Raw genomic sequence first — 19,656 nt, 5'->3', positions numbered from 1 at the left:
GAACTCACGTAAAACAAAAAAACATTTGCCTTGCAACGTCCGTAAGGACGCACGGGCCGGGAAAACTCGAAAAACAACCGACTGAACGAATCTAATATGGACAGGCCAAAGGTCTGCCTTCAGAGGGGCTTGTAGATCAGCTGGAAGATCGCCGCCTTTGCAAGGCGGAGGCCCTGGGTTCAAATCCCAGCAAGTCCACTATCCACTAATGCTCTGCGGAGTTTTAGCGGATCTCACTCTCATCAATGTATGAGCCTCGAAAGAGGAAAAAAACGTCAATATAAAACGTAATGATAATCGTGCTCGGTGCACCTACTCACAAGAGTGTGGGTGGGGAAGGGGTTGATGCACAGGCAAAAGCCGTGACAGTACGCTTCAGGCGGGGACGTTCGTAAGTACGCTCCCGGTAAGGCGTATTCCACTTCACAGGTTAATGTCATTGGTTTAGTCTTGCAAGTGATGCTGTGTATATGTGTGTCTTTGGACGCTGAATTGGATTGTAATGGAGGGACTCGAAAGGGTTCTGAGTTTACAAACGAATTCGCAAACATAGATCGTAGGTAAATTTGTCACAGTGGCCAAATAAGTCCTTGATGTAAAAGTCAAGGGTGTGCTAACGCCCGAAAGGGCATAACTAGCAAATCGTCAACGCTCCGAAATAGGGGTTTTGATGATCAAATTGTTTTGGTGTTGCTGTGCCGTCCGGTGGATGGCTTGGCTCGAGGACCGATGAGGGACGTGCCAAGCTGCGATAAGCCCGGGGGAGGCGCATGGAGCCTTTGAGCCCGGGATTTCCTAATGAGACTTCTCGTATGACCCGATAAGGGTTGGGAACGCCCTGAGTTGAAACATCTGCGTAGGGGCTGGAAGAGAAATCAATTTGAGATGCTGTTAGTAACGGCGAGTGAACACAGCAGAGCCTAAACCGAATCCTGCCCGAGAGGGCAAGGAGATGTGGTGTTGTAAGACCGCCTTTTAGTCCGACACTCGTGAGAATGACTCCCCTGGAACGGGGGGCCGTAGAGGGTGATAGCCCCGTGTTCGTAGCGAGTAGGATGTGGCGAGTTCTTGAGTACCGTGGGTCGGATATCTCGCGGGAAACTGGGGGACACATTCCTCCAAGGCTAAATATATCTCGAGACCGATAGCGCAATAGTAGAGTGATCGAAAGCTGAAAAGCACCCTGAATAGGGAGGTTAAAAGAGCCTGAAATCGGACGGCGATGGAGCGACATGGGCATGAAAGGATCTTCCGCTCGAAGGAAGCACTCGCGAGGGTGTTGTACGAGAGCGGTTGCCAGTGTCCTGTCGTACGTTTTGAAGAACGGGCCAAGGAGTGGGGTCCAATGGCGAGGCTAACCCATTATTGGGGAAGCCGTAGCGAAAGCAACAAGCCCGCAGTTTTTCGAGGGGCGGCGTGGGTTCGCGCGGAGTCATTGGGCCACGACCCGGAACCAGGTGATCTAGGCGTGGGCAGATCGAAGCGTAACGAAAGTTACGTGGAGGATCGTTAGCGGTACTGATATGCAAATCGTTCGCGTGACCTGTGTCTAGGGGTGAAAGTCCAATCGAACTTGGAAACAGCTGGTTCCTCCCGAAACATATCGAAGTATGACCTCACCGGAGATTGTGGGCGAGGTAGAGCACTGATTAGGGGAGCCGGGCGGGAAACTGCTCGTCCCCTTGTCAAACTCCAAAGTCGCTCTCGTTGTAGATGGTGGGAAGTCCGGGCTGGGGGGTAAGCTTCTAGTCCGTAAGGGAGACAACCCAGACCAGGGTTAAGGTCCTTAATTGTCGACTAAGTGTAAACACTGAAAGGCGTCCCAAGCCCTAGACAACTGGGAGGTGAGCTTAGAAGCAGCTACCCTTTAAAAATAGCGTAACAGCTTACCAGTCGAGGTTTGGGGCCCTGAAAATGGACGGGGCTCAAGTCGACAACCGAGACCCTGGAACACCGCAAGGTGATTTCGTAGGGAGGCAATCCGCGGGCGTGGAAGCAGGGCTGTAAGGTCCTGTGGAGCGCGCGGGTAAGAAAATCTTGGCATTAGTAGCAGCATAGCACGGTGAGAATCCGTGCCGCCGAAAGGGCTAGGTTTCCTCGGCCATGATCGTCAGCCGAGGGTTAGTCGGTCCTAAGACCAGCCTCAACCGGAGCTGGTCAAAAGGGAAACAGGTTAATATTCCTGTACTTCTCTGTGCTAAAACTGACGTTTCCCGCTAGCGCTGGCAGGCCTGTCAGCCTGTTCAAGCTAATAGCATGCTGGAGAACCGTAATGGTGAGAAAGCGTGTAATATGTGATGACGTAAGCAGTGTCACGCGGGGAACCCGTGAAAAGGGAACAGAGGATCCGTACCAAGATCCGACACAGGTGCCCCTAGTTTAGAAGACTAAGGCGTGTCGGCACACCCTGGCCAAGGGAATTCGGCAAATTAGCCCCGTAACTTCGGGATAAGGGGTGCCTGCTCCGTGAGGAGCAGGTCGCAGTGACGAGGGAGCGCTGACTGTCTAATAACAACATAGCTGATCGCCAAATCGTAAGATCTAGTACGATCAGTGAATCCTGCCCAGTGCGGGTACCTGAAAACCTCGTACAAGGGGAAGAAGGGCCCGTCAACGGCGGGGGTAACTATAACCCTCTTAAGGTAGCGTAGTACCTTGCCGCTTAATTGGCGGCTTGCATGAATGGATCAACGAGCGCTCTACTGTCCCTGGCCAGGCGCCGGTGAACATTACATCCTAGTGCAGAGTCTAGGGACCCCTAATGGGAAGTGAAGACCCCGTGGAGCTTTACTGCAACCTGTCGTTGGGTTGCGGCCACCATTGTGCAGAGTAGATAGGACCCGTCGAGCCCCAGGCGCCAGTCTGGGGGGAGGGGACAATGAGACACTATCCTTTGGTGACTGCGACCCTAACCTAACTTGGGACATCGATAGGCGGGCAGTTTGGCTGGGGCGGCACGCCCTCGAAAAGGTATCGATGGCGCCCTAAGGTCAACTCAACCGAGTCAGAAACTCGGTGAAGAGTGTAAAGGCATAAGTTGGCTTGACACGCAACCGCACAACAAGGTTTCGTGAGACGAAAGTCGGGCTTAACGAACCAATGCTCCCCCAATGTGGGGGACATTGATGTCAGAAAAGCTACCCCGGGGATAACAGAGTCGTCGCCGGCAAGAGTACATATCGACCCGGCGGCTTGCTACCTCGATGTCGGTTCTTTCCATCCTGGCCGTGCAGCAGCGGCCAAGGGTGAGGTTGTTCGCCTATTAAAGGAGATCGTGAGCTGGGTTTAGACCGTCGTGAGACAGGTCGGTTACTATCTGTTAGGGGTGCAAAGCAGTCTGAGGGAAAGTTGCTTTTAGTACGAGAGGAACAAGGCAACGGCGCCGCTAGTCTAACGGTCGTCCGACAGGGCGGGCCGTGCAGCCACGCGCTAAGTTGTAAGGGCTGAAAGCATCTAAGCCCGAAAAACACCCTGAAACGAGACTGCCACCGAGTGCCAGTAGAAGACTGGTTTGATAGAGTTGGGGCGTACGCACCAAGGCAACGAGGTGCTCAACCCGCAACCACTAAACACTCGACCCACCAAAACACAAATTAGCACATTTGGACACCGAAAACACCGTAAAGGGGTGACACACCGTAAAGGTGCTATTACAATCCAAAGCGAAATCCAAAGAGCACAAAGACGCAGCACAACAAGCCCGAACGAGCCAAACAGGCCAATATTCGGCCCTCACAGTCATATGTGTGGTGGTTTTGGCGGCCACAGCGGCGGGGCACACCCGGTCCCATACCGAACCCGGAAGTTAAGCCCGCCCACGTCCCAGCCAGTACTGAGGTACGCGAGTCCCCGGGAAACCTGGAACGCCGCCAACCACCCACCAAGACACATTTGATAATACATCAGTTTATTTATTGTATATCCCCTTATTTTCAATCGTCCACGTAGTTGTAATTTTTACCTTATAGGCACCATTTGGATAACTCCGATCCTCAAACCGCGTCTCAACATTAGGTGATTCCCATTTTTTCCCGACGTCTAGAGGGATGGTTTCATTGTTATAAGATAATATTATTGTGCCATTACGGTTTGTTCCAATTATTTTTGCCCCTGATTCTAGTTGATAAGGATATTCATATATTCCGCTTATATTTAAATCCCTCCACATTCCCTCAGGCATGTCGTAGGAATGATAGAAACCATACAATATTTTGAGGCTATTGTTATTCTCTACATATTTTCCTGCACTGTCATACTCAACAATAGTGGCTGGCACGGCTTCTCTTATATGCTCAAAATAACCTTCGACCACTACACCGTGATCCCACTGAATTTCCTCCACGGCAATATATTTATTAGTTGGTAATTCATTCTGTTTATTATCGCCCACTATACAACCACCAAATAAAATCGTGCACGTTAATAAAATAAAAAATATAACCTCCAATGATGTCTTTACCATCTAATCACCATTCATATTTACGAATTATATACATTCAATTTAAAAGTATATGCCCCCTGGCAAAGGGGGCAATAGTTTATCAAGGATGTGGCGGAGGGGAGTATCTTGGATCATATCTCGTTATGTATATATTTCCATAATACCCGTACAGGTCCCTGTAGTAATAATTCGCTACATTATCCGTGTAATATTCAAATATATGCTCGTTGTTAGGCAGATTCAACATTGACCCGGATAGGTCATAGGCATGGAAGTCCCTTACATACTTCCACGAGTTGACCATGCCAGGTCTGGGCTCTCCGTCCTCGTAATATTTTTCAAGTGCAATATCGACATCTTTTATGTGCTCAGCTCTAGGTAGTGTGAATGTCTTGACATATGCAGTGCTCGTATCCAAGTCATATACACAGTATTCCACTCTATTGTAATTGCCATTACCGTCTATGCCTACTGGTCTGACATAGATCATAAAATCGTGGGTCGAGGGGAAATAGCATCAGTCTATCCATGGATATGCAAATGCTTTACTATAAATTGTGAATGTTATAGTATTATCGTATCTCGTCATCTGGATACAATTTTCAGCGTCACCATCCCCCCACTGGTGCATTACAAATTCTTCTTTGCCATTGTTCTCCAGATTGTATAACCAATCGACTACGCCATCCTCAAACCATGCTCTTGGTCCACCATCTTTATTACCGAATCCGATATAGGTATTCGACCAATGTGGACTATATACCCTTGTCGGTATAGTACTTATTGACATACTGCTTATATTATCTTTATTATACGTGTCATTATATATTAATGGTCTAGGGGCTTCTCTATATGTTGGTTTTATTTTATTCTCCTCGGAATTTTTATATTCATTATAAGGCGGAAGTCTATCAGATTTACCAGTTAGGTAATCTCTAATTGCCTTAATGAGTTCCGCATGTTCACCATACCCTGAATCTGTATCTGCCAATCCCTCTGTCTGGGATCGTGCACCAGCCATTCCAAGCGCTGTTATCGCTAGTATGAAAATAGCCAATATGAACAGCGCTCCAAACTTTATATTAGTCTTCATTTGATTCCTCCCTTTCAGAAGCGCCGCCAGGGGGAGGCTCAAGGCGAGACTTTATCTATGAAAAAGTTCATCCTCTCATTGCCTTCGGGCGCCTGTTCCCGGTCTTCTTTCCACGGGGGCCGGGCGCAGGATTAAGCGGCGCTTGCTAAACAAGCATTTATTTGGAGCCATATAAATAGAATCTCTAACGATCTGTCAACTATGACAATAAGCGGTTAAACGTTGAAAATAAGTTAATATAGCTACTAATTATTAAATAATTACAAATTTACCGTTTAAATAGCCCTTTGAGGGGTTTGGCGGCCACAGCGGCGGGGCACACCCGGTCCCTTTTCGAACCCGGAAGTTAAGCCCGCCCACGTCCCAGCCAGTACTGAGGTACGCGAGTCCCCGGGAAACCTGGAACGCCGCCAACCACCCACACACGACACACTTTTAAACCATTTTAACAGCATAACACAAACAATAGTATACATGATCAACGATAAAAAAACCAGCTTGAACCACAAGGATGGTTAGGCACCCCGTTTTTTTCTGCTGAGGCTAAAGAGGACTACGCCAACGCTCCGATTTAAAGGACGCTCCGCGCGATGCATCGCGGACCCCCCAATTATGATCACCTTAGGCAAACGGATAAAATCCGAACCACGAGTAAGTATAATACAACGTTTACCATTTTTCTTACTTACAGACAATAATAACGCAATAACTCCCTATATTAATCTAACATTGGTTCAATATGATAATATATTGATATTTCTTTATCTACGCAATTATTCCTAACAACTAAATATTTAATAGATTCATTAAATATTTTATAATATTGTTTATTTTCAATCACATTAAGTTCATAAACATTTTGACTAGTATCATAAGGGCTTATTGATTGATTATTTTTTATTTTATTATACAAGTCAGTAAAACTTTCATTACTTAATATAATTGAATTCCAATTCGATTCATTGGGCTTAATCTGAGTTACGAGGGCCATTGGTTTATATCCATCAATTTCATGATACCAAAATGAACCAGGAGGTATGATAGCAAAACCACTCATAGGTAAACGTTTACCGTGAGCGCTGTATTGATCTATACTTAACACACTATTTTTCATCACATCGACAATAACTATTAAATTGCTACTCGTTGGTTTTTCACCAGCAGCTATAGGTACTATATAATATTTTGAATCGTTTATATATCCTGAATTATAGTACCAATCTGTTCTATTAATACTAACTACACCTACATCACCTACCTTATAATCTTTAAATATTATATAATTAATAACAGTCCAATTTGAAGTAGCTATTCTTTCGGCTTTTAATTTTTCATTCCCAAAAGTGCCGACTCGACCAGTTAAAAACAAATATGATAATATACCTATAATAATTAACAATAGTATTATAATCATAATATACTTTATGAGTTTATTCATATAATCACATATATTATATTATTAAATTATAATGCCATACATATCGGATATGTATGGCATCAAAGCTTAATTATTTGGATTTACCCAACTTTCAAAAGTCCACGTTGGACCTGGTTGGTCTTCCCTCCAGCTTGAACCCATTGGGCAATTAAAGTACGGGGCCCAGTAACTGTAGTCATCTATCTGGTTATTCCACGGTATTATCGTTCCATCCGTCGTCTTCAGATAGGAGCCATGGAATATCGAATGGCTTGTATCAACTGTATATGGGTCCCATTCACTAGACCTCCATGCCTCATTAGATTGGTCAAATATTGCGTTATACCTATTGATATACACAGTCCTAAACCAATTATCATTAAAGTATACCCTGTATGGATATCCCTGGTAGTAGAAATCGTATACTCCAATTTCAATCCTTAATTTGACATCCGATGTCGAGCTTACTGTTCCATGAAAAGCCCAGCTGTCGCCTATATTGGTATAAGTGAACAACATGTAATTAGTGGTTGATCCATCTTCATTAGCCCAGCTTACGATTCCTGCTTCCTCCCAATCACCTGCATAATTCTCTTCAGTTGCATGAGTTGTAATTAAATGTCTATATGTCCCTCCACGCATTACTGCCAATGACCCCGGCTTCATCCATCCTTCGATTTGTCGATAGCGTTGTGATGTACTAAATACTACATTAGTTTGTGTTCCCGTCGTATGTCCAAGAATCCCCATATTACCTGCATATCCATTAATTGTATTGTTATTTAATTCGGAATATGGCGTTTGATAAATTGACCGATTAAGTCGATTTGGCAAATATTTTAATTCTTCAGGCGTTGGACGTCTTCCAATTCCCCTATCTCCAGTCAAGGGATCGAAAAACATATTTTCTTTTTCTAATTCTTTAACTACCTCAGTATCATTCAAACCTTTCGATCTCAGCTCTATTACTTTCTTCATGACAGGGTCTTCAAAATCATACTGTGAGTTTTTTTATCAACGATGACTCATTACTAATTGCATAAACTAATGGCACTAATACCATCGCAACGATTATAACAATGGTTATAATCATTGTTTTATACATTAATCTATTATGTCTCACAATATCAACCTCCCTTAGCGCCGCCTTCGGGAGGCTCCAGACGAGACTTTATCTATAATAAAATCTAACCTCTCATTGCCTTTTGGCACCTGTGTCCGGTCTTCTCTGGACGGATGGCCGGGCGCAGGATTAGGCGACGCTTATTATACAAGCATTTATTTTGGTGGATATAAATAAATTCTGTCATCATCCATCAACTATGAGAATAAGCCACTAAAAGCTGAAAATAAGTTTAATTAGTAATTAATTTTTAAACAATTACGAATTTATCGTTTAAAAATCGCTTATCGGTTTGGTGGTTTTGGCGGCCACAGCGGCGGGGCACACCCGGTCCCTTTTCGAACCCGGAAGTTAAGCCCGCCCACGTCCCAGCCAGTACTGAGGTACGCGAGTCCCCGGGAAACCTGGAACGCCGCCAACCACCCACACACGACACCTAATAACTATTTTAAAACGATTAAAACTCATAGAGTGACCACTATTTAGGTAAACTAAAAAAATAATTAATGCTTATTCTTTTGTATAATATATGCCACAACCCCGATCGTAAAAAGCACCATAAGCAAGGGTATTGTGGGAGCTGGCTTATTGCTGTTCGAAGGCGGGAAAGCTGACGGCAAAAACTCACCCACTGTGGGTGAAAAACTAACATCAGCCCAACCGTATGGCTGATGAAGCGAACGCGTCAGGACTATATCCGCCCTCATCGGATGATCGCCTACTCCCACTGTTACGGATTCATTGCTTTCAAAATCCTGGGCCATAACGGTATAGTTTCCAGGAGCCAGGTGCTCGAATAGATAATCGACCTTCCGGCCAGAATAATTTCGCCCTAACGAGGCCTGAGGATTATCCGGCAGGTCCACCATATGGCCGTACTGCCAGAGCGATACGTTCACGCCTGATGTATTATAGCCATGCGCAGTTCGAATTTCTCCCACAATAGCTCCGGTATAGGCCTGTTGCTGAGGTGTGAGCGTGGGGACGTGATACCCTTTCAACGTAACATTTACCGGGATAGGTACCGGATTACTGACGAGCTCGCTCATCGAACTTTCATTAACGTAAAAGCTCGTGGAGTTGACCTTGTATCCATCCTTTTCGGCTGTCAACGTATAATTACCAGGATACATAAAGCCGAACATGAAGCCACCTTCTCTAAGATTGCCGCCTACATAATCATTAGAATAGGCGATCCTTGATAGCTGGGGGTTATGCCAGTTACCATACTGGTAATTCGAATACCATAGCTCGCCGTCCTGCCACAGCGTGACCGTAGCACCCGGCACCGGCTTTCCCTCCTCGTCTAGCACGTAGCCGACGACATACGCTCCCGGCACCTTCTTTGCATATCCTGTGTTTGATGCTAACTGAATGGCAAGGCAGGATATACAGGCCAACAGCACGACGATATAGCTAATCCTCATTATCCTCAATGACATCCGACCACAAGTGCCTATATACCAAATAAAATTACACGATTATAAATAGGTTTTATAATGATCTGTAAACCAAAGATAAGCTAATTGAACAAAAAGCAGTATAACGTTTTTCGTTTTTCATATAATAGAGAAAGTAGGGAAAGAGGGCCTACTTCCTCGACATCGCTTCTTTTCCCCTCTTGATCAGCTCACGGACTTTCTGGCCACCCTTCTTACCGATATTCTCGTAGTAGCCCTCGCCGTAACGCTGCTTGGTGGTATTACCACCCTTTCTTCCAGCTTCTTTTACTGTCATCTCTCCTTTGGTTTCTTTTCGTGCCATAGGGTCACACCTAAATATTAACTAAGCGCATATTCTATTGTATGTTCTCCATGTAAATAGCGAAAATAGGCTTTTTTAGCAATCAATGGCGCATATGATACCAAAATAAAATTTTTATCAATATTCAGCACTAATTTGACGAAGCTTTGATTAATTAGCCCTTTGATCAGGTTATTTAGCCTAATTACCCTTCCACGATGCCCCGGCGGAAAGGGCCGTATTGCGAAAAGGTTATTTAATCCCATAGGATGATGTATGGCTCGAAGGTAGAGACATTTGACGCGTTTTTTCGAGGTCACGCACAGGGACGGCGCCGCGAGACTGGGAAGGCTCCTGGTCAGGGGCGGCATAGAGACTCCTTACATCGAGCGGCCGCCCGAGGGTATAATAATGAATGGCGGGAGTGCCCTGCTCAATGAAACCGTTTCCTGCGCCATCGATGCTTTTAATGTGCCTCCGCATGTGGGGCTTCCTTATCGTGTCGGCAGTGAGTTCGTGCAGCTATTCACGCCACCCGTCCGGGAGAATGCCTGTAAAGAGGCGCCCAGGGGGGCGGTCGTTCACCCTGACTGGTTAGTTGAAGGTGCCGATATGTACGTTATGGCGGGCGCCCGTGCCATCGAGGGCGACTCGCGTTCGCTTCTGGAGAGCTTTATCAAGATCAGGGCTTCGGCGATGCCCGATACTGCCCTTTACGTGCCCGCGCTGGCCACCCCAGAGAACCTCTCCTTATTAATTTATATGGGCGCTGACGTCGTCGACGATGTGCTGATCACGGCGAAGGCCTACCAGGGCCTTTACTTGACTGAGGATGGCGAGTTCAAGCTCGATGAGCTATCGGACCTGCCCTGCACATGCGAGATCTGTCGTAGCCGCGCGGCCGATGGCTTGAAGTCGCTGCCTGCGGCCGAACGCTATGCGCTCCTGGCCCGGCATAATTACCTGAAGCTCGAGGAGGAGCTAAAACGCGTAAGGCTCCATATCCGCCGGGGCATGCTGCGGGAGTACGTGGAAAAGCAGTGCCGCTCCCGGCCATGGCTTACCGGACTGCTCAGGCTGGCCGACGCCCAGTATAATTACCTTGAACAGCGCACGCCCACCTACCGGTCCTCGGAGCTTCTGGCCTGCTCGGCCGAATCCCAGAACCGTGTCGAAGTGAGGCGCTTTGCGGAGCGTGTCATGGGACGGTTCCAGGCCGAAGGTGACATTCTCCTTATTATTCCCTGCTCGGCGAGGAAGCCATATTCGACTTCTCAATCTCACATGGCCCTGGCCAGGGCGCTAGGCAAGTACCGGAGCTACGTGCACGAGCTGATATTGACATCGCCCATGGGTGTCGTACCAAGGGAACTGGAACTGGTCTATCCGGCCGCACACTATGATGTTACGGTCACAGGCGTGTGGGACCTGGAAGAGCGGCAGTGGGTCTCGACCTGCCTTCGGGACTACATAGACACGCATCACTTTAAGAAGGTCATAGCCCACGTTGAGGGCCCATACGTGGAGGTCTGCAAACAAACGGGCTGTGACATGGTATTCACATCGAAAGGGCGCATCACAAGCGACGAGTCGCTGGCGAGCCTGGTAGAAGCCATCGGCGCTGCAGCTTCGGAGCTTGGCACGAGGCCGAGGGGCATGAAAGAGACGATGCTGGACATGTTCCGCGGCATGGCCGACTATGAGTTCGGCGCCGGCAAAGGCAGGCTGCTGGTTCCTGATAATGGAATGGTCCGGGGCAAGTTCCCGAGGTTTGTCCTTTTTGACGGTAAAGAGCAATTGTGCTCCATATCGCCCGACTTCGGCTCGCTGTCGCTAACGCTGGAAGGGGCAAGGCGCATGAGGCTCGAGCCGGACTACGTCGTAGAGATCGGCGACTTCATCCCGAAGGGCAGCGTACTGGCGCCCGGCGTCATCGGAGCGAGCATGCAGATCAGGCCGGGCGACGACGTCCTGGTAAAAGGGCCTAAGGCTATTGCAGTCGGCAAGGCGAAAATGAGCGGATATGAGATGACATTGTCCACGAGGGGTATGGCCGTGGAGCTCAGGCATGTGGAGAAATTATCATGACTCAGTTAAGCGACGTGATGCAGGACATAAGGAAGAGACAGCGCATCAAGCCTTATCCGCCTACGGAGCCGGTGGGCTTCTGGACCGGCGAGGACCTGCTGGACGGTAAGGCGGTGAAGTCCAACACCATCATATTCAGGACAAAGGGCTGCTACTGGGCGCAAAAAGGAGGCTGCACGATGTGCGGTTATACCTATGACGCCGCAATCACCCCGCCTACCGTCGAGGACATTTTAGCCCAATACCGCTCCGTAGAAGAAAGGATCGACGGCAGCGTGGTCAAGCTTTTCACCTCCGGCAGCTTTTTCGATAAAAGCGAGGTGCCGGAAAAGGCGAGGGACGAGATACTTTCCGGCCTGTCGAAGAAGGCATCGAAGGTCATCATCGAGACCAGGCCCGAGTTCGTCACTGACAAGGCAATGGAGGACGCGAAAAAGCATGGCGTCCGTCTTGAAGTGGCCATCGGCCTGGAGACATCTAACGATAAGGTCCGCATCGACTGTATCAATAAAAATTTCCTGTTCAAGGATTTCGTTAAAGCGAGCGAGACGGCCGCAAAGTACGGTATAACCACGAAGGCCTACCTTCTACTGAAGCCGCCGTTCCTCACGGAGAAGGACGCGATGGAGGACATGATTAAGTCCGTGCTTGATGCTGCGCCATACGCCGGCACGATATCAATTAACCTGTGCAACGTGCAGCGGGGCACCATCGTTGACGAACTGTTCAGGAAGAACGCCTACAGGCCGCCATGGCTCTGGACCATCGTCGAAATCATTAAGCGCGTGCACGGAAAGACGAACTCCGTGATCATGTCCGATCCGCTTGCGGCAGGCCAGGCACGCGGGCCTCACAATTGCCACGTGTGCGACTACGAATTTGCGGACGCAATTAGAAAATATTCGATGACCCAGGACATCAGGTCGTTCGACGGACTGAAGTGCGACTGCCGCCTGCTATGGGAAAAGACGCTGGAGCTCGAGGGCTGGACGTTCGGTTCACCGTTGATCTATTAGCGAGGTAACGGGCATGGAATTCTACGAAGTTATAAAGAACAGGAAGAGTATCAGGAAATACACGGCTAAAAAGGTGCCGGAAGACGTGCTCGAAAGGATTCTCGAGGCAGCCCGGTGGGCGCCTAGCTGGGCGAACAGGCAATGTACACGATATGTGGTCGTCGATGACCCGGCTCTGTTCCCGAATATCGTATCAGGCATAGTTGTAGGGTGGGGCGCGCCCATGCTCATCATCACCTGCGCCGACCCGTCGAACTCGGGACACAAGGGTGGCAAGGACTATTATATGCTCGACGCGGGCATATCCATGGAGCACCTCATTCTTGCCGCAGCGGCCGAAGGACTCGGCACCTGCTGGATAGGCGGCATGTTCGACGAAGACTCCGTTAAGAGGGCGCTGGATATACCGGAAAACATGAGAGTAGTAGCGGTCACGCCGCTCGGGTATCCGGAGGAAAATCCGCTAAAAAGCTTAGTGGGCTCGGCCATGAGGTCCGCCATCCGCGCCGACTCGCGGAAGCCGATAACTGAGACCGTGTTCAGGAACAAGTACGGCCGCCAGCTCAAATAAAATAACCTTTATTTAGTATCGGATGCAAATATGACGAAGAAGGACTGAGGTTATGTGGAGCGAGATCATCGGAAAGTTCAAGGGCATGCCTTCCCAGGAAAAAGTGGTAAGGCTCTTACTTGAGCGGGGCTTTCAGGTCGACGGGCAGGGCCATGTAGTTTCGGGCAGGATCGAGATACCGCACACGCAGATCGCCAGGGAAGTAGGTGTGGACCGGCGCGTCGTGGACGCGACGACCGAGATGATCCTCAAGGACGATATATTGAAGCGCGTTTTCATGAACATTCATTCCATCGCCTCCTTTAAGGATGTGGCCCCGCTTCTGGGCCTCGGCGTGATCATCATAACTCCCGATAACGCACAGAACATCGGGATCCTGAACGATGTCACTTCCGTCATATCCATGTTCAACCTGAGCATCCGCCAGGCTGTCACCGACGACCCGTTCTTCACCGACGAGCCTAAGATGACCGTCATCACGAACGACGTGATCCCGGGCGAGCTCGTGAGCGAGCTGCGGAAGCTGAAGAGCGTCAAGAGCGTTACGATTCAGTGAGCGGCGTAGGCTCTTTTTTATTTATAGATATAGTTTTTAACTAGACCATACCGGCCTGGAATGGAACTGCTAGTTATTTATATGCCTCTAATACGTGCCATATAAATATAATAAATATATAATATTTATATATAGCATTGTCCGATCGTCGGGGAGATATAGAACATGGATTTCAAGGACCTGGTCCAGCAGCGTTATAATGTTAAAAAGTTCGACGGGAGAAAGATCGACGAAGCGAAGCTCACTGAGCTATTCGATGTAGTAAGATATGCACCGTCCGCCGATAACCTTCAGCCGTGGAAGATCAAGGTCATATCCGACCCGGCCGTTAAAGAAAAGCTCCTGCCCGCCATAATGCCATTCAACCATGAAAAGGTAAAGACCTGCTCTCACCTTCTCGTTTTCTGTGCGAATAAGGAACTTAACGATCACTGGAAACGCCTTGATGAAAAAATGAAGGCTGCCGGGTATCCGGAAGACGTCATCGAGCACATGGCGACGGTGGCAAAGATGATCATGGCCCGGGAGCCACAGGAGAGGCTTAGCCGTTCGCAATGGGATGTGTTCCTGGCGGTCGGTAACGCGGTAAACGGGGCCAGGTCCCTGGGCTTTGACTCATCGCTCTTCGGCGGATTCAACGCTAAAGAGCTGGCCCGCATACTCGAGCTTCCGCCAGGCCTCGTCCCAACCCTGCTCGTCGCCCTGGGATATGCCGCGGATAAGCCGCTGAAAAAAGTACGCTTCACTAAAGACGAGGTGTTCTTCTAAATCATCGGAAAATCTGCCCATTAGATGATATTCGCAGTAAAATTTTATTTCCCTGCCGATTTATTATATGCTGGATCTGTATGTTCGGCAAATTGGAAGAGATCGAGGGTATCGTAATACAAGAAAAGCCTCATCCGTCTATGGATGACCAGGGCCGCGGCGAAGAGCGGCTGGCGATCCGCGACCGCATCCTGGATAAAATACGGTCCATAGCGGGGAAGGAGAGTATTAAGCGATTTACGCCTATTCAGAGCCAGGGCGACCATAAGACGCAGGACATTCTCTTTGTGGTGGACGATGCCGAGTACCTGGCAACGCTACGATACAATAACTCCATGACCGAAGGCCGCGTCGAGGACTTGCGGAAGCAGGCTAAGAAGTGTTAGCGGGATCGGCTATACCTTTAGAAATAAGGTACCTGGCAGCCTTTGCGCTATCCTGGCCATAAAGCGCCAGCCGGGCTATACCATTATCAACATTTAACTTATAGAGCAGGTCGAAACTCTTCAGATACTTATCCGCTATACGTCTCAAACGCTCCAGATCGCCGCCAGACGCATTTTCACTGAGAATGACGATATCAGGCCTGAACACCTCAAAATGCATGCTAATAAGCCGTTCTACGGACTCAGGGAACCACTTCTTCTTCGCCATCGCGACCGTATCCTGGATGGACACGCGTTCCGTGCTTCCGATAAGATTGTCGGCATGGCAGACGATCTTTTCCTCGATGGTCTTCGGCACGTAGTCCTTAGGCGGCAGGCCCAGCTTTTCCGCCTCCTCGGCCGTCAGGCCGGCGCCGATATGGCGCTCCACGATATTGACGATCCTTTCGTCCAAGCCTTCTTTTCTCAGGATCTCAGCGCCGATAATGGCATGGTCCATGCCATGGGACTTCGTGCGGCCGATATCGTGTAAAAGAGCGCCGGCTTCAACAAGGTCCCGGTCGCAGTCGACCTTACCGGCTATCTCCATGGCGTAGTCACGTACAGCGAGGATGTGCTCCATGACCCGCCTGTCGGCACCGTATTTTTTTAAAAGAGCAAGAGCGTCCTGTTTTTTCAAGGAAGGCATCGTACTTTACTTCATCGCGATCTTGAGCTTCTCGATCCGTTCCTGCAGCGCCTGCTTTTCCTCATTGTTATCGTAGTAGACCATCGGCGAGCCGTCCACCGGGCAGGTGAAGTTCGCGTCCATGGCATAGTCGAACAGGATGCGGTGATGCTCGTCATCCTCGCAGACATAGAACTCGTTGTTCTCGAACTCAAGGCGCCTTTCCAGCTTCTTGATCAGCTTCCTCGTCTCGTTCTTGAGCATGTTCTCGGCGTTGTCCAGGTCGAGCTTCCACAGGTAAGTCAGCCAGCCGCTGTCCTTGTCCCTTTCCCGCCTGTACTCCGCGAGGTGATTTTCATACAATATGTAGAGCGTCTTGCGGACCAGGTTCAGGTTGATGCCGCTGATCTCCTGTACCTTCTCGTCCGTGACCTCCTTATCCGGAACGTTCTCGATCATCTTCTCGACGATCTTCATTCCATCGTCCCCTACAAGCTTCTTTATATAGCCTCTGATCGCTTCATTATCTAAAACGGACACATTTTCACCCTTACGGCATGATCATAAAATATCGTGATATTTGCTAATAATATTTCTTTGATGGCTTATATACGTTACCCGGAACGGGATATGTCCAGGTTTTTCTTGACATAGCTGAGGCGCTCTTTCAGGCGGCCGACCGCATCTCCCCGGGTTTTTCCGGCGCCCATTATGGTACAGATCGCCTCGCCGTTCTCGTAAACGTTACCTTTCCGGGGCACGTCGGCGATCATGGGCTTGAGAAGGTTACCCCTGACTACTGTGTGCTTACGGGCAAACATGATGGCCTTTACTCCATAGCGCTTTATTTTATACTCATGGAGCTTACCGTCGATGGCATCAACGTGCGCCTTAAAGAGATTATCCTCGATAGCAAGCTCGGCCGAGTCGACGGCGCCGGTAAACCGGGGGTTGATCTCCAGGATCCTGGGGCCGTCTTTATTCACGATGAAGTCGATGCCATTGTGCCCGACCAGGCCCAGCGCCGGTATCAGCTCACGAGCGATGTCGAACATCTGCTTTTCAAAGCGGGTCCTGTACGGTGTCACGTTACCGCAGTACCCGAATTCCTTATCCTGTCCCAGCCACTTCTTTCCCACGAGGATCTCGTTCACGCATATGGGCATGGCCTCACTTCCCGTCGAAAGCACGGATACGCTCAGGGGTTTTCCGGTCACGTACTCCTGGAAGAAGTACTCGTCGCCTTCGGGAAGCATCGATGCATCCTTGACCAGGTAGTTCTTAATGCCTCCGCCGCCTTTGATGGGCTTGGCGACGCAAGGGAACGTCACGTCCTTCTTATTCTTATAAATGTGAGGGTGCGGCATGCCGAGCTTCCTCAGCTTTTCGGCCAGCCAGACCTTATTGACCACGTTGCGGGCGATCTTCGGGTCGTTGCCGAGCACCAGCGACGCCGGCAGGTCGATGTCTTCGAAGCCCGAGCCCAGGACGACTTTTTCCGCATGGGTCTGCTGAAGCCATGGCCTGATATCCCGGGGCAGGTCGCCGCTAAACGTAAAGTTTTTTTCGACGCACTGTACGAGGTCCATATCATCGTAATGACTAAGCGAATAAGCCTTATAACCAGCTCGATGGGCAGGGCACGCCATGACCCTGGCATTATAGCCGACGATTAAGACCGACTTCATGCTGCCTACGTCCTTTCCACGTTCTTCCCGTGCTCGCAGGGTATTATCCTGAGCTCGCCGTCGCTGAACGTCTTCCCGAATTCCCTGCCCTGCTGTAGCCAGTCCAGGAACAGGGCCAGCGCAGCTATCTCCGAATGCGGCTGGTTGCCCACCGCGATATTATAATCTGCGAGCTGATACACGTCGCCGGGCACTTTTTCGGCACCTACGACGACCATGACGCCTTTCGTTTTGAACTCGTCCCGGATGTGCTCGATACAGTCAGGCATGTTAATGCCATACATGGTCATGTGGACGACGATGCCGCCGGACTCCTTCCACTTACGGATCTCCGAGCGATAGCCGACGCCGATGCGCACCCAGAACCCGCCGCCCCAGCTCTTATCGACACGCTCGATGCTCTCCGCGACCGACTTATCGTCCGAGGTCAGCAGCATGCCGGCGGCGCCCAGCGCCCGGGACGTGAGCCCGACGTGCGTGGTCACGCGGGCGTCCCTTTCAGGCCTGTGGCCCAGCCGTAATACTACAATATCGCTCATAAATAAAAGAATATAAAGAAAAAAGAGGCGAAAAAGTTACGCCCTTGCCTTTGCCTTCTTATTGAACAGGTCGATGAACGTCTCGCACTCGTCCGCGAGGTCCTTCGAGGCCTTCTTCAGGGCGTCGATCGGGTCCTCGGACTTGCTCGTCCTGATATAAAGGATCGGGTTACTTATGCCCGGGTACACGATATCGTACGTGGCGACCTTGACGGCCTTATCCCTTAACAGGGCGGACTTGAGCGCGTTCATCAGCGTGTGGTCCTCGCCCTTGATCTCGACCTCGATCTCCGTGTCCGTCTTATTTAATACCTTGATCTCCATTAGATTCACCTTAAATGATGCCCTTGCCATAGTCCGAGGATAATTTCCTGGACTCCCTCTTCTCGCACTTCGGGCATTTAAGCTTACCGTTCTCGAAGACGAGGTTCACCTTACAGCGGGGGCACTGCGATGTCAGCACGCCCAGGTTCTTGTCCACGGTGGACAGGCGCATGTTCCGGGTGTCGATGACCTTCGCCTTGACGATGTCCTGGTAGCCGAACTCCCTGGCCAGGTCCTGCACGTACGAGTCTTTCACGTTCGAGATGTGTATCGCTGCCTGGGTGTTCCCTGCTATTTCGCGGTCGAGGTGGCCCTTGATTCGGGACAGCTCCACCAGCGCCACGGAACCCTTGATGTCCGTCACGCGGCCGATGACAATATCGCCCTCTTTCGGGGTGGGCGGAATGTTGGTGACCGGGTCCACGGATACGCTTCTCTCCTTTTTATCATAGGTCAGGCGGCCTGTCATGATGGCATAGATGTTGCCTCTATCCTCGTAAGTGCCCTTTCCCGGCAGGAACTCCTCTGATGTGCCTATCATGTCGCCGGGTATTACAAAATCTCCAATTTCTGGCATGTTCTTTCCCTGCTTTACTTGCTTAATATCCTGTATAGCTCGACGTCTATATACGCGATCTCTTTTGTATGAAATTTAAAGGTGTGCCGGATGGGGAACTTGAGTGTGACGATATCGGTTATGGTACCCCTGCCTGCAATGAAGCCCCTGACAAAATCGGCGGAGCCCGCATTGTGTATGGTGTAAATGGCGGTGCCGATTTCCAGGGCTTTCTCCAAAAAGGGCCTATCATTCCCTTTTTCTTGCGCTCCAAAGGGCGGGTTCATGACCACCGTGTCGAAACGTCCGCAAAAGTCTCTCACGTCGCAGCAAACCCATGCTATGTCCACGTCGAGCTGGCTCGCGTTTTTCTTCGCTATTTCTAGCGCACGTATATCACTGTCAATGCCTATAATCTTTTTTGTTCCGAGCAGGCCGGCGCCGATGGCCAGCACGCCCGTGCCGCATCCCAGGTCCGCGACGCTCCCCTGGAGATCGCCGTTCATGTAGGCGAAATACAGGAGCTCGGCCGCTACGACCGCCGGCGTGGCGTACTGCTCCCGCCGTACGTCCGGGGACTCGAAGCCCTTGACCTGTTCCAGCACCATTTCCAGCTTTCTTTTTTTCATGTGCGCCCGTAGTCCTGAATATATTACTCCTATTTTTATTTTTCTCATCCG

The 19,656-nt window shown here is 49.7% G+C and carries 20 protein-coding genes, 1 tRNA gene and 4 rRNA genes; 11 read left to right on the top strand and 14 right to left on the bottom strand.

The features are described from left to right. Window positions 1–125: 125 nt before the first annotated feature. The 3 genes from MCP_RS07705 (at window position 126) to rrf (MCP_RS07695) (ending at window position 3,875) form a co-directional block, all read left to right on the top strand. Window positions 126–198: transfer RNA gene (locus tag MCP_RS07705), tRNA-Ala, on the top strand. Between the two features lie 482 nt (window positions 199–680). Next, window positions 681–3,589: ribosomal RNA gene (locus tag MCP_RS07700) — 23S ribosomal RNA — on the top strand. Window positions 3,590–3,754: 165 nt separating this feature from the next. After that, a 5S ribosomal RNA gene (rrf, locus tag MCP_RS07695) occupies window positions 3,755–3,875 on the top strand. 32 nt (window positions 3,876–3,907) lie between these two features. On the opposite strand, the gene MCP_RS07690 is transcribed toward rrf (MCP_RS07695), so the two are convergent. The 3 genes from MCP_RS07690 to MCP_RS07680 all read right to left on the bottom strand — a co-directional run bounded on the left by MCP_RS07690 (window position 3,908) and on the right by MCP_RS07680 (window position 5,534). Continuing rightward, complete coding sequence (locus tag MCP_RS07690) at window positions 3,908–4,462, bottom strand: hypothetical protein (protein ID WP_012900274.1); 555 nt, start codon at window positions 4,460–4,462, stop codon at window positions 3,908–3,910. Window positions 4,463–4,541: 79 nt separating this feature from the next. Beyond that, window positions 4,542–4,931, bottom strand: coding sequence for a hypothetical protein (locus MCP_RS07685; protein ID WP_012900273.1), 390 nt, complete (start codon window positions 4,929–4,931; stop codon window positions 4,542–4,544). A gap of 27 nt (window positions 4,932–4,958) precedes the next feature. Next, window positions 4,959–5,534 carry a hypothetical protein gene (locus MCP_RS07680; RefSeq protein WP_012900272.1) on the bottom strand — a complete coding sequence of 192 codons (576 nt, stop codon included), beginning with the start codon at window positions 5,532–5,534 and terminating at the stop codon, window positions 4,959–4,961. Between the two features lie 295 nt (window positions 5,535–5,829). Here MCP_RS07680 and rrf (MCP_RS07675) point away from each other — a divergent pair. Continuing rightward, window positions 5,830–5,950 (top strand): 5S ribosomal RNA (rrf, locus tag MCP_RS07675). 302 nt (window positions 5,951–6,252) lie between these two features. On the opposite strand, the gene MCP_RS07670 is transcribed toward rrf (MCP_RS07675), so the two are convergent. Next, window positions 6,253–6,972 (bottom strand): hypothetical protein, encoded by a 720-nt coding sequence (locus MCP_RS07670; RefSeq protein ID WP_012900271.1) that lies wholly within the window; start codon window positions 6,970–6,972, stop codon window positions 6,253–6,255. A gap of 66 nt (window positions 6,973–7,038) precedes the next feature. Then, window positions 7,039–7,929: a hypothetical protein gene (locus MCP_RS15390; RefSeq protein WP_012900270.1), complete on the bottom strand. Its 891-nt coding sequence runs from the start codon at window positions 7,927–7,929 to the stop codon at window positions 7,039–7,041. 445 nt (window positions 7,930–8,374) lie between these two features. Between MCP_RS15390 and rrf (MCP_RS07665) the strand changes: the two genes are divergently transcribed. Next, window positions 8,375–8,495: ribosomal RNA gene (rrf, locus tag MCP_RS07665) — 5S ribosomal RNA — on the top strand. 82 nt (window positions 8,496–8,577) lie between these two features. Here the strand turns inward: rrf (MCP_RS07665) and MCP_RS07660 are convergent. Further along, window positions 8,578–9,516: a carboxypeptidase-like regulatory domain-containing protein gene (locus MCP_RS07660; RefSeq protein WP_012900269.1), complete on the bottom strand. Its 939-nt coding sequence runs from the start codon at window positions 9,514–9,516 to the stop codon at window positions 8,578–8,580. 148 nt (window positions 9,517–9,664) lie between these two features. After that, on the bottom strand, window positions 9,665–9,838 hold the full coding sequence (locus tag MCP_RS07655) for a hypothetical protein (RefSeq protein ID WP_012900268.1): 174 nt from the start codon (window positions 9,836–9,838) through the stop codon (window positions 9,665–9,667). 276 nt (window positions 9,839–10,114) lie between these two features. Here MCP_RS07655 and arcS point away from each other — a divergent pair, with 276 nt between their 5' ends. The 6 genes from arcS (at window position 10,115) to MCP_RS07625 (ending at window position 15,202) form a co-directional block, all read left to right on the top strand. Next, window positions 10,115–11,905 (top strand): archaeosine synthase subunit alpha, encoded by a 1,791-nt coding sequence (gene arcS / locus MCP_RS07650; RefSeq protein ID WP_012900267.1) that lies wholly within the window; start codon window positions 10,115–10,117, stop codon window positions 11,903–11,905. Further along, window positions 11,902–12,921 (top strand): archaeosine biosynthesis radical SAM protein RaSEA, encoded by a 1,020-nt coding sequence (locus MCP_RS07645; RefSeq protein WP_012900266.1) that lies wholly within the window; start codon window positions 11,902–11,904, stop codon window positions 12,919–12,921. Before arcS ends, MCP_RS07645 begins: the two co-directional genes overlap by 4 nt. Before the next feature lie 13 nt (window positions 12,922–12,934). After that, complete coding sequence (locus MCP_RS07640; RefSeq protein WP_012900265.1) at window positions 12,935–13,492, top strand: nitroreductase family protein; 558 nt, start codon at window positions 12,935–12,937, stop codon at window positions 13,490–13,492. Window positions 13,493–13,544: 52 nt separating this feature from the next. After that, complete coding sequence (locus MCP_RS07635; protein ID WP_012900264.1) at window positions 13,545–14,048, top strand: amino acid-binding protein; 504 nt, start codon at window positions 13,545–13,547, stop codon at window positions 14,046–14,048. Window positions 14,049–14,213: 165 nt separating this feature from the next. Beyond that, window positions 14,214–14,816: a nitroreductase family protein gene (locus MCP_RS07630; protein ID WP_012900263.1), complete on the top strand. Its 603-nt coding sequence runs from the start codon at window positions 14,214–14,216 to the stop codon at window positions 14,814–14,816. A gap of 80 nt (window positions 14,817–14,896) precedes the next feature. Then, window positions 14,897–15,202 carry a hypothetical protein gene (locus MCP_RS07625; protein WP_012900262.1) on the top strand — a complete coding sequence of 102 codons (306 nt, stop codon included), beginning with the start codon at window positions 14,897–14,899 and terminating at the stop codon, window positions 15,200–15,202. Here MCP_RS07625 and MCP_RS07620 read toward each other — a convergent pair. From MCP_RS07620 to MCP_RS07590, 7 genes are all read right to left on the bottom strand, one after another. Beyond that, on the bottom strand, window positions 15,189–15,890 hold the full coding sequence (locus MCP_RS07620) for a TIGR00295 family protein (RefSeq protein WP_012900261.1): 702 nt from the start codon (window positions 15,888–15,890) through the stop codon (window positions 15,189–15,191). The genes MCP_RS07625 and MCP_RS07620 overlap by 14 nt on opposite strands. A 6-nt stretch (window positions 15,891–15,896) precedes the next feature. Continuing rightward, entirely contained in the window at window positions 15,897–16,409 is a 513-nt protein-coding gene (locus MCP_RS07615; protein ID WP_012900260.1) for a transcription factor, read from the bottom strand. A gap of 74 nt (window positions 16,410–16,483) precedes the next feature. Next, complete coding sequence (locus tag MCP_RS07610; protein WP_012900259.1) at window positions 16,484–17,557, bottom strand: ATP-grasp domain-containing protein; 1,074 nt, start codon at window positions 17,555–17,557, stop codon at window positions 16,484–16,486. 5 nt (window positions 17,558–17,562) lie between these two features. Further along, window positions 17,563–18,096: a tRNA (cytidine(56)-2'-O)-methyltransferase gene (locus MCP_RS07605; protein ID WP_012900258.1), complete on the bottom strand. Its 534-nt coding sequence runs from the start codon at window positions 18,094–18,096 to the stop codon at window positions 17,563–17,565. A gap of 36 nt (window positions 18,097–18,132) precedes the next feature. Further along, window positions 18,133–18,420: a DNA-directed RNA polymerase subunit L gene (locus MCP_RS07600; RefSeq protein WP_012900257.1), complete on the bottom strand. Its 288-nt coding sequence runs from the start codon at window positions 18,418–18,420 to the stop codon at window positions 18,133–18,135. 10 nt (window positions 18,421–18,430) lie between these two features. Continuing rightward, window positions 18,431–18,997: an exosome complex RNA-binding protein Csl4 gene (locus MCP_RS07595; RefSeq protein ID WP_012900256.1), complete on the bottom strand. Its 567-nt coding sequence runs from the start codon at window positions 18,995–18,997 to the stop codon at window positions 18,431–18,433. A 14-nt stretch (window positions 18,998–19,011) separates the two neighbouring features. Next, a complete protein-coding gene (locus MCP_RS07590; RefSeq protein ID WP_012900255.1) occupies window positions 19,012–19,605 on the bottom strand; it encodes an METTL5 family protein in 594 nt (197 codons plus the stop codon). Window positions 19,606–19,656: the final 51 nt, after the last annotated feature.

Origin of the sequence: Methanocella paludicola SANAE (assembly GCF_000011005.1) — an archaeon.
Taxonomy (GTDB): Archaea; Halobacteriota; Methanocellia; order Methanocellales; family Methanocellaceae; genus Methanocella; species Methanocella paludicola.
This window is presented reverse-complemented; position numbering and strand designations above follow the sequence as displayed.

Bases quoted from the DNA above. Each gene is read 5' to 3' on its own strand.
- MCP_RS07635 (WP_012900264.1), top strand. From the start codon at position 13,545: ATGTGGAGCGAGATCATCGGAAAGTTCAAGGGCATGCCTTCCCAGGAA.
- MCP_RS07630 (WP_012900263.1), top strand. From the start codon at position 14,214: ATGGATTTCAAGGACCTGGTCCAGCAGCGTTATAATGTTAAAAAGTTC.
- MCP_RS07690 (WP_012900274.1), bottom strand. From the start codon at position 4,462: ATGGTAAAGACATCATTGGAGGTTATATTTTTTATTTTATTAACGTGC.
- MCP_RS07685 (WP_012900273.1), bottom strand. From the start codon at position 4,931: ATGATCTATGTCAGACCAGTAGGCATAGACGGTAATGGCAATTACAAT.
- MCP_RS07660 (WP_012900269.1), bottom strand. From the start codon at position 9,516: ATGTCATTGAGGATAATGAGGATTAGCTATATCGTCGTGCTGTTGGCC.
- MCP_RS07680 (WP_012900272.1), bottom strand. From the start codon at position 5,534: ATGAAGACTAATATAAAGTTTGGAGCGCTGTTCATATTGGCTATTTTC.
- MCP_RS07590 (WP_012900255.1), bottom strand. From the start codon at position 19,605: ATGAAAAAAAGAAAGCTGGAAATGGTGCTGGAACAGGTCAAGGGCTTC.
- MCP_RS07605 (WP_012900258.1), bottom strand. From the start codon at position 18,096: ATGAGCGATATTGTAGTATTACGGCTGGGCCACAGGCCTGAAAGGGAC.
- MCP_RS07655 (WP_012900268.1), bottom strand. From the start codon at position 9,838: ATGGCACGAAAAGAAACCAAAGGAGAGATGACAGTAAAAGAAGCTGGA.
- MCP_RS07670 (WP_012900271.1), bottom strand. From the start codon at position 6,972: ATGAATAAACTCATAAAGTATATTATGATTATAATACTATTGTTAATT.
- MCP_RS07620 (WP_012900261.1), bottom strand. From the start codon at position 15,890: ATGCCTTCCTTGAAAAAACAGGACGCTCTTGCTCTTTTAAAAAAATAC.
- MCP_RS07610 (WP_012900259.1), bottom strand. From the start codon at position 17,557: ATGAAGTCGGTCTTAATCGTCGGCTATAATGCCAGGGTCATGGCGTGC.
- MCP_RS07645 (WP_012900266.1), top strand. From the start codon at position 11,902: ATGACTCAGTTAAGCGACGTGATGCAGGACATAAGGAAGAGACAGCGC.
- MCP_RS07595 (WP_012900256.1), bottom strand. From the start codon at position 18,997: ATGCCAGAAATTGGAGATTTTGTAATACCCGGCGACATGATAGGCACA.
- MCP_RS07625 (WP_012900262.1), top strand. From the start codon at position 14,897: ATGTTCGGCAAATTGGAAGAGATCGAGGGTATCGTAATACAAGAAAAG.
- MCP_RS07600 (WP_012900257.1), bottom strand. From the start codon at position 18,420: ATGGAGATCAAGGTATTAAATAAGACGGACACGGAGATCGAGGTCGAG.
- MCP_RS15390 (WP_012900270.1), bottom strand. From the start codon at position 7,929: ATGAAGAAAGTAATAGAGCTGAGATCGAAAGGTTTGAATGATACTGAG.
- MCP_RS07640 (WP_012900265.1), top strand. From the start codon at position 12,935: ATGGAATTCTACGAAGTTATAAAGAACAGGAAGAGTATCAGGAAATAC.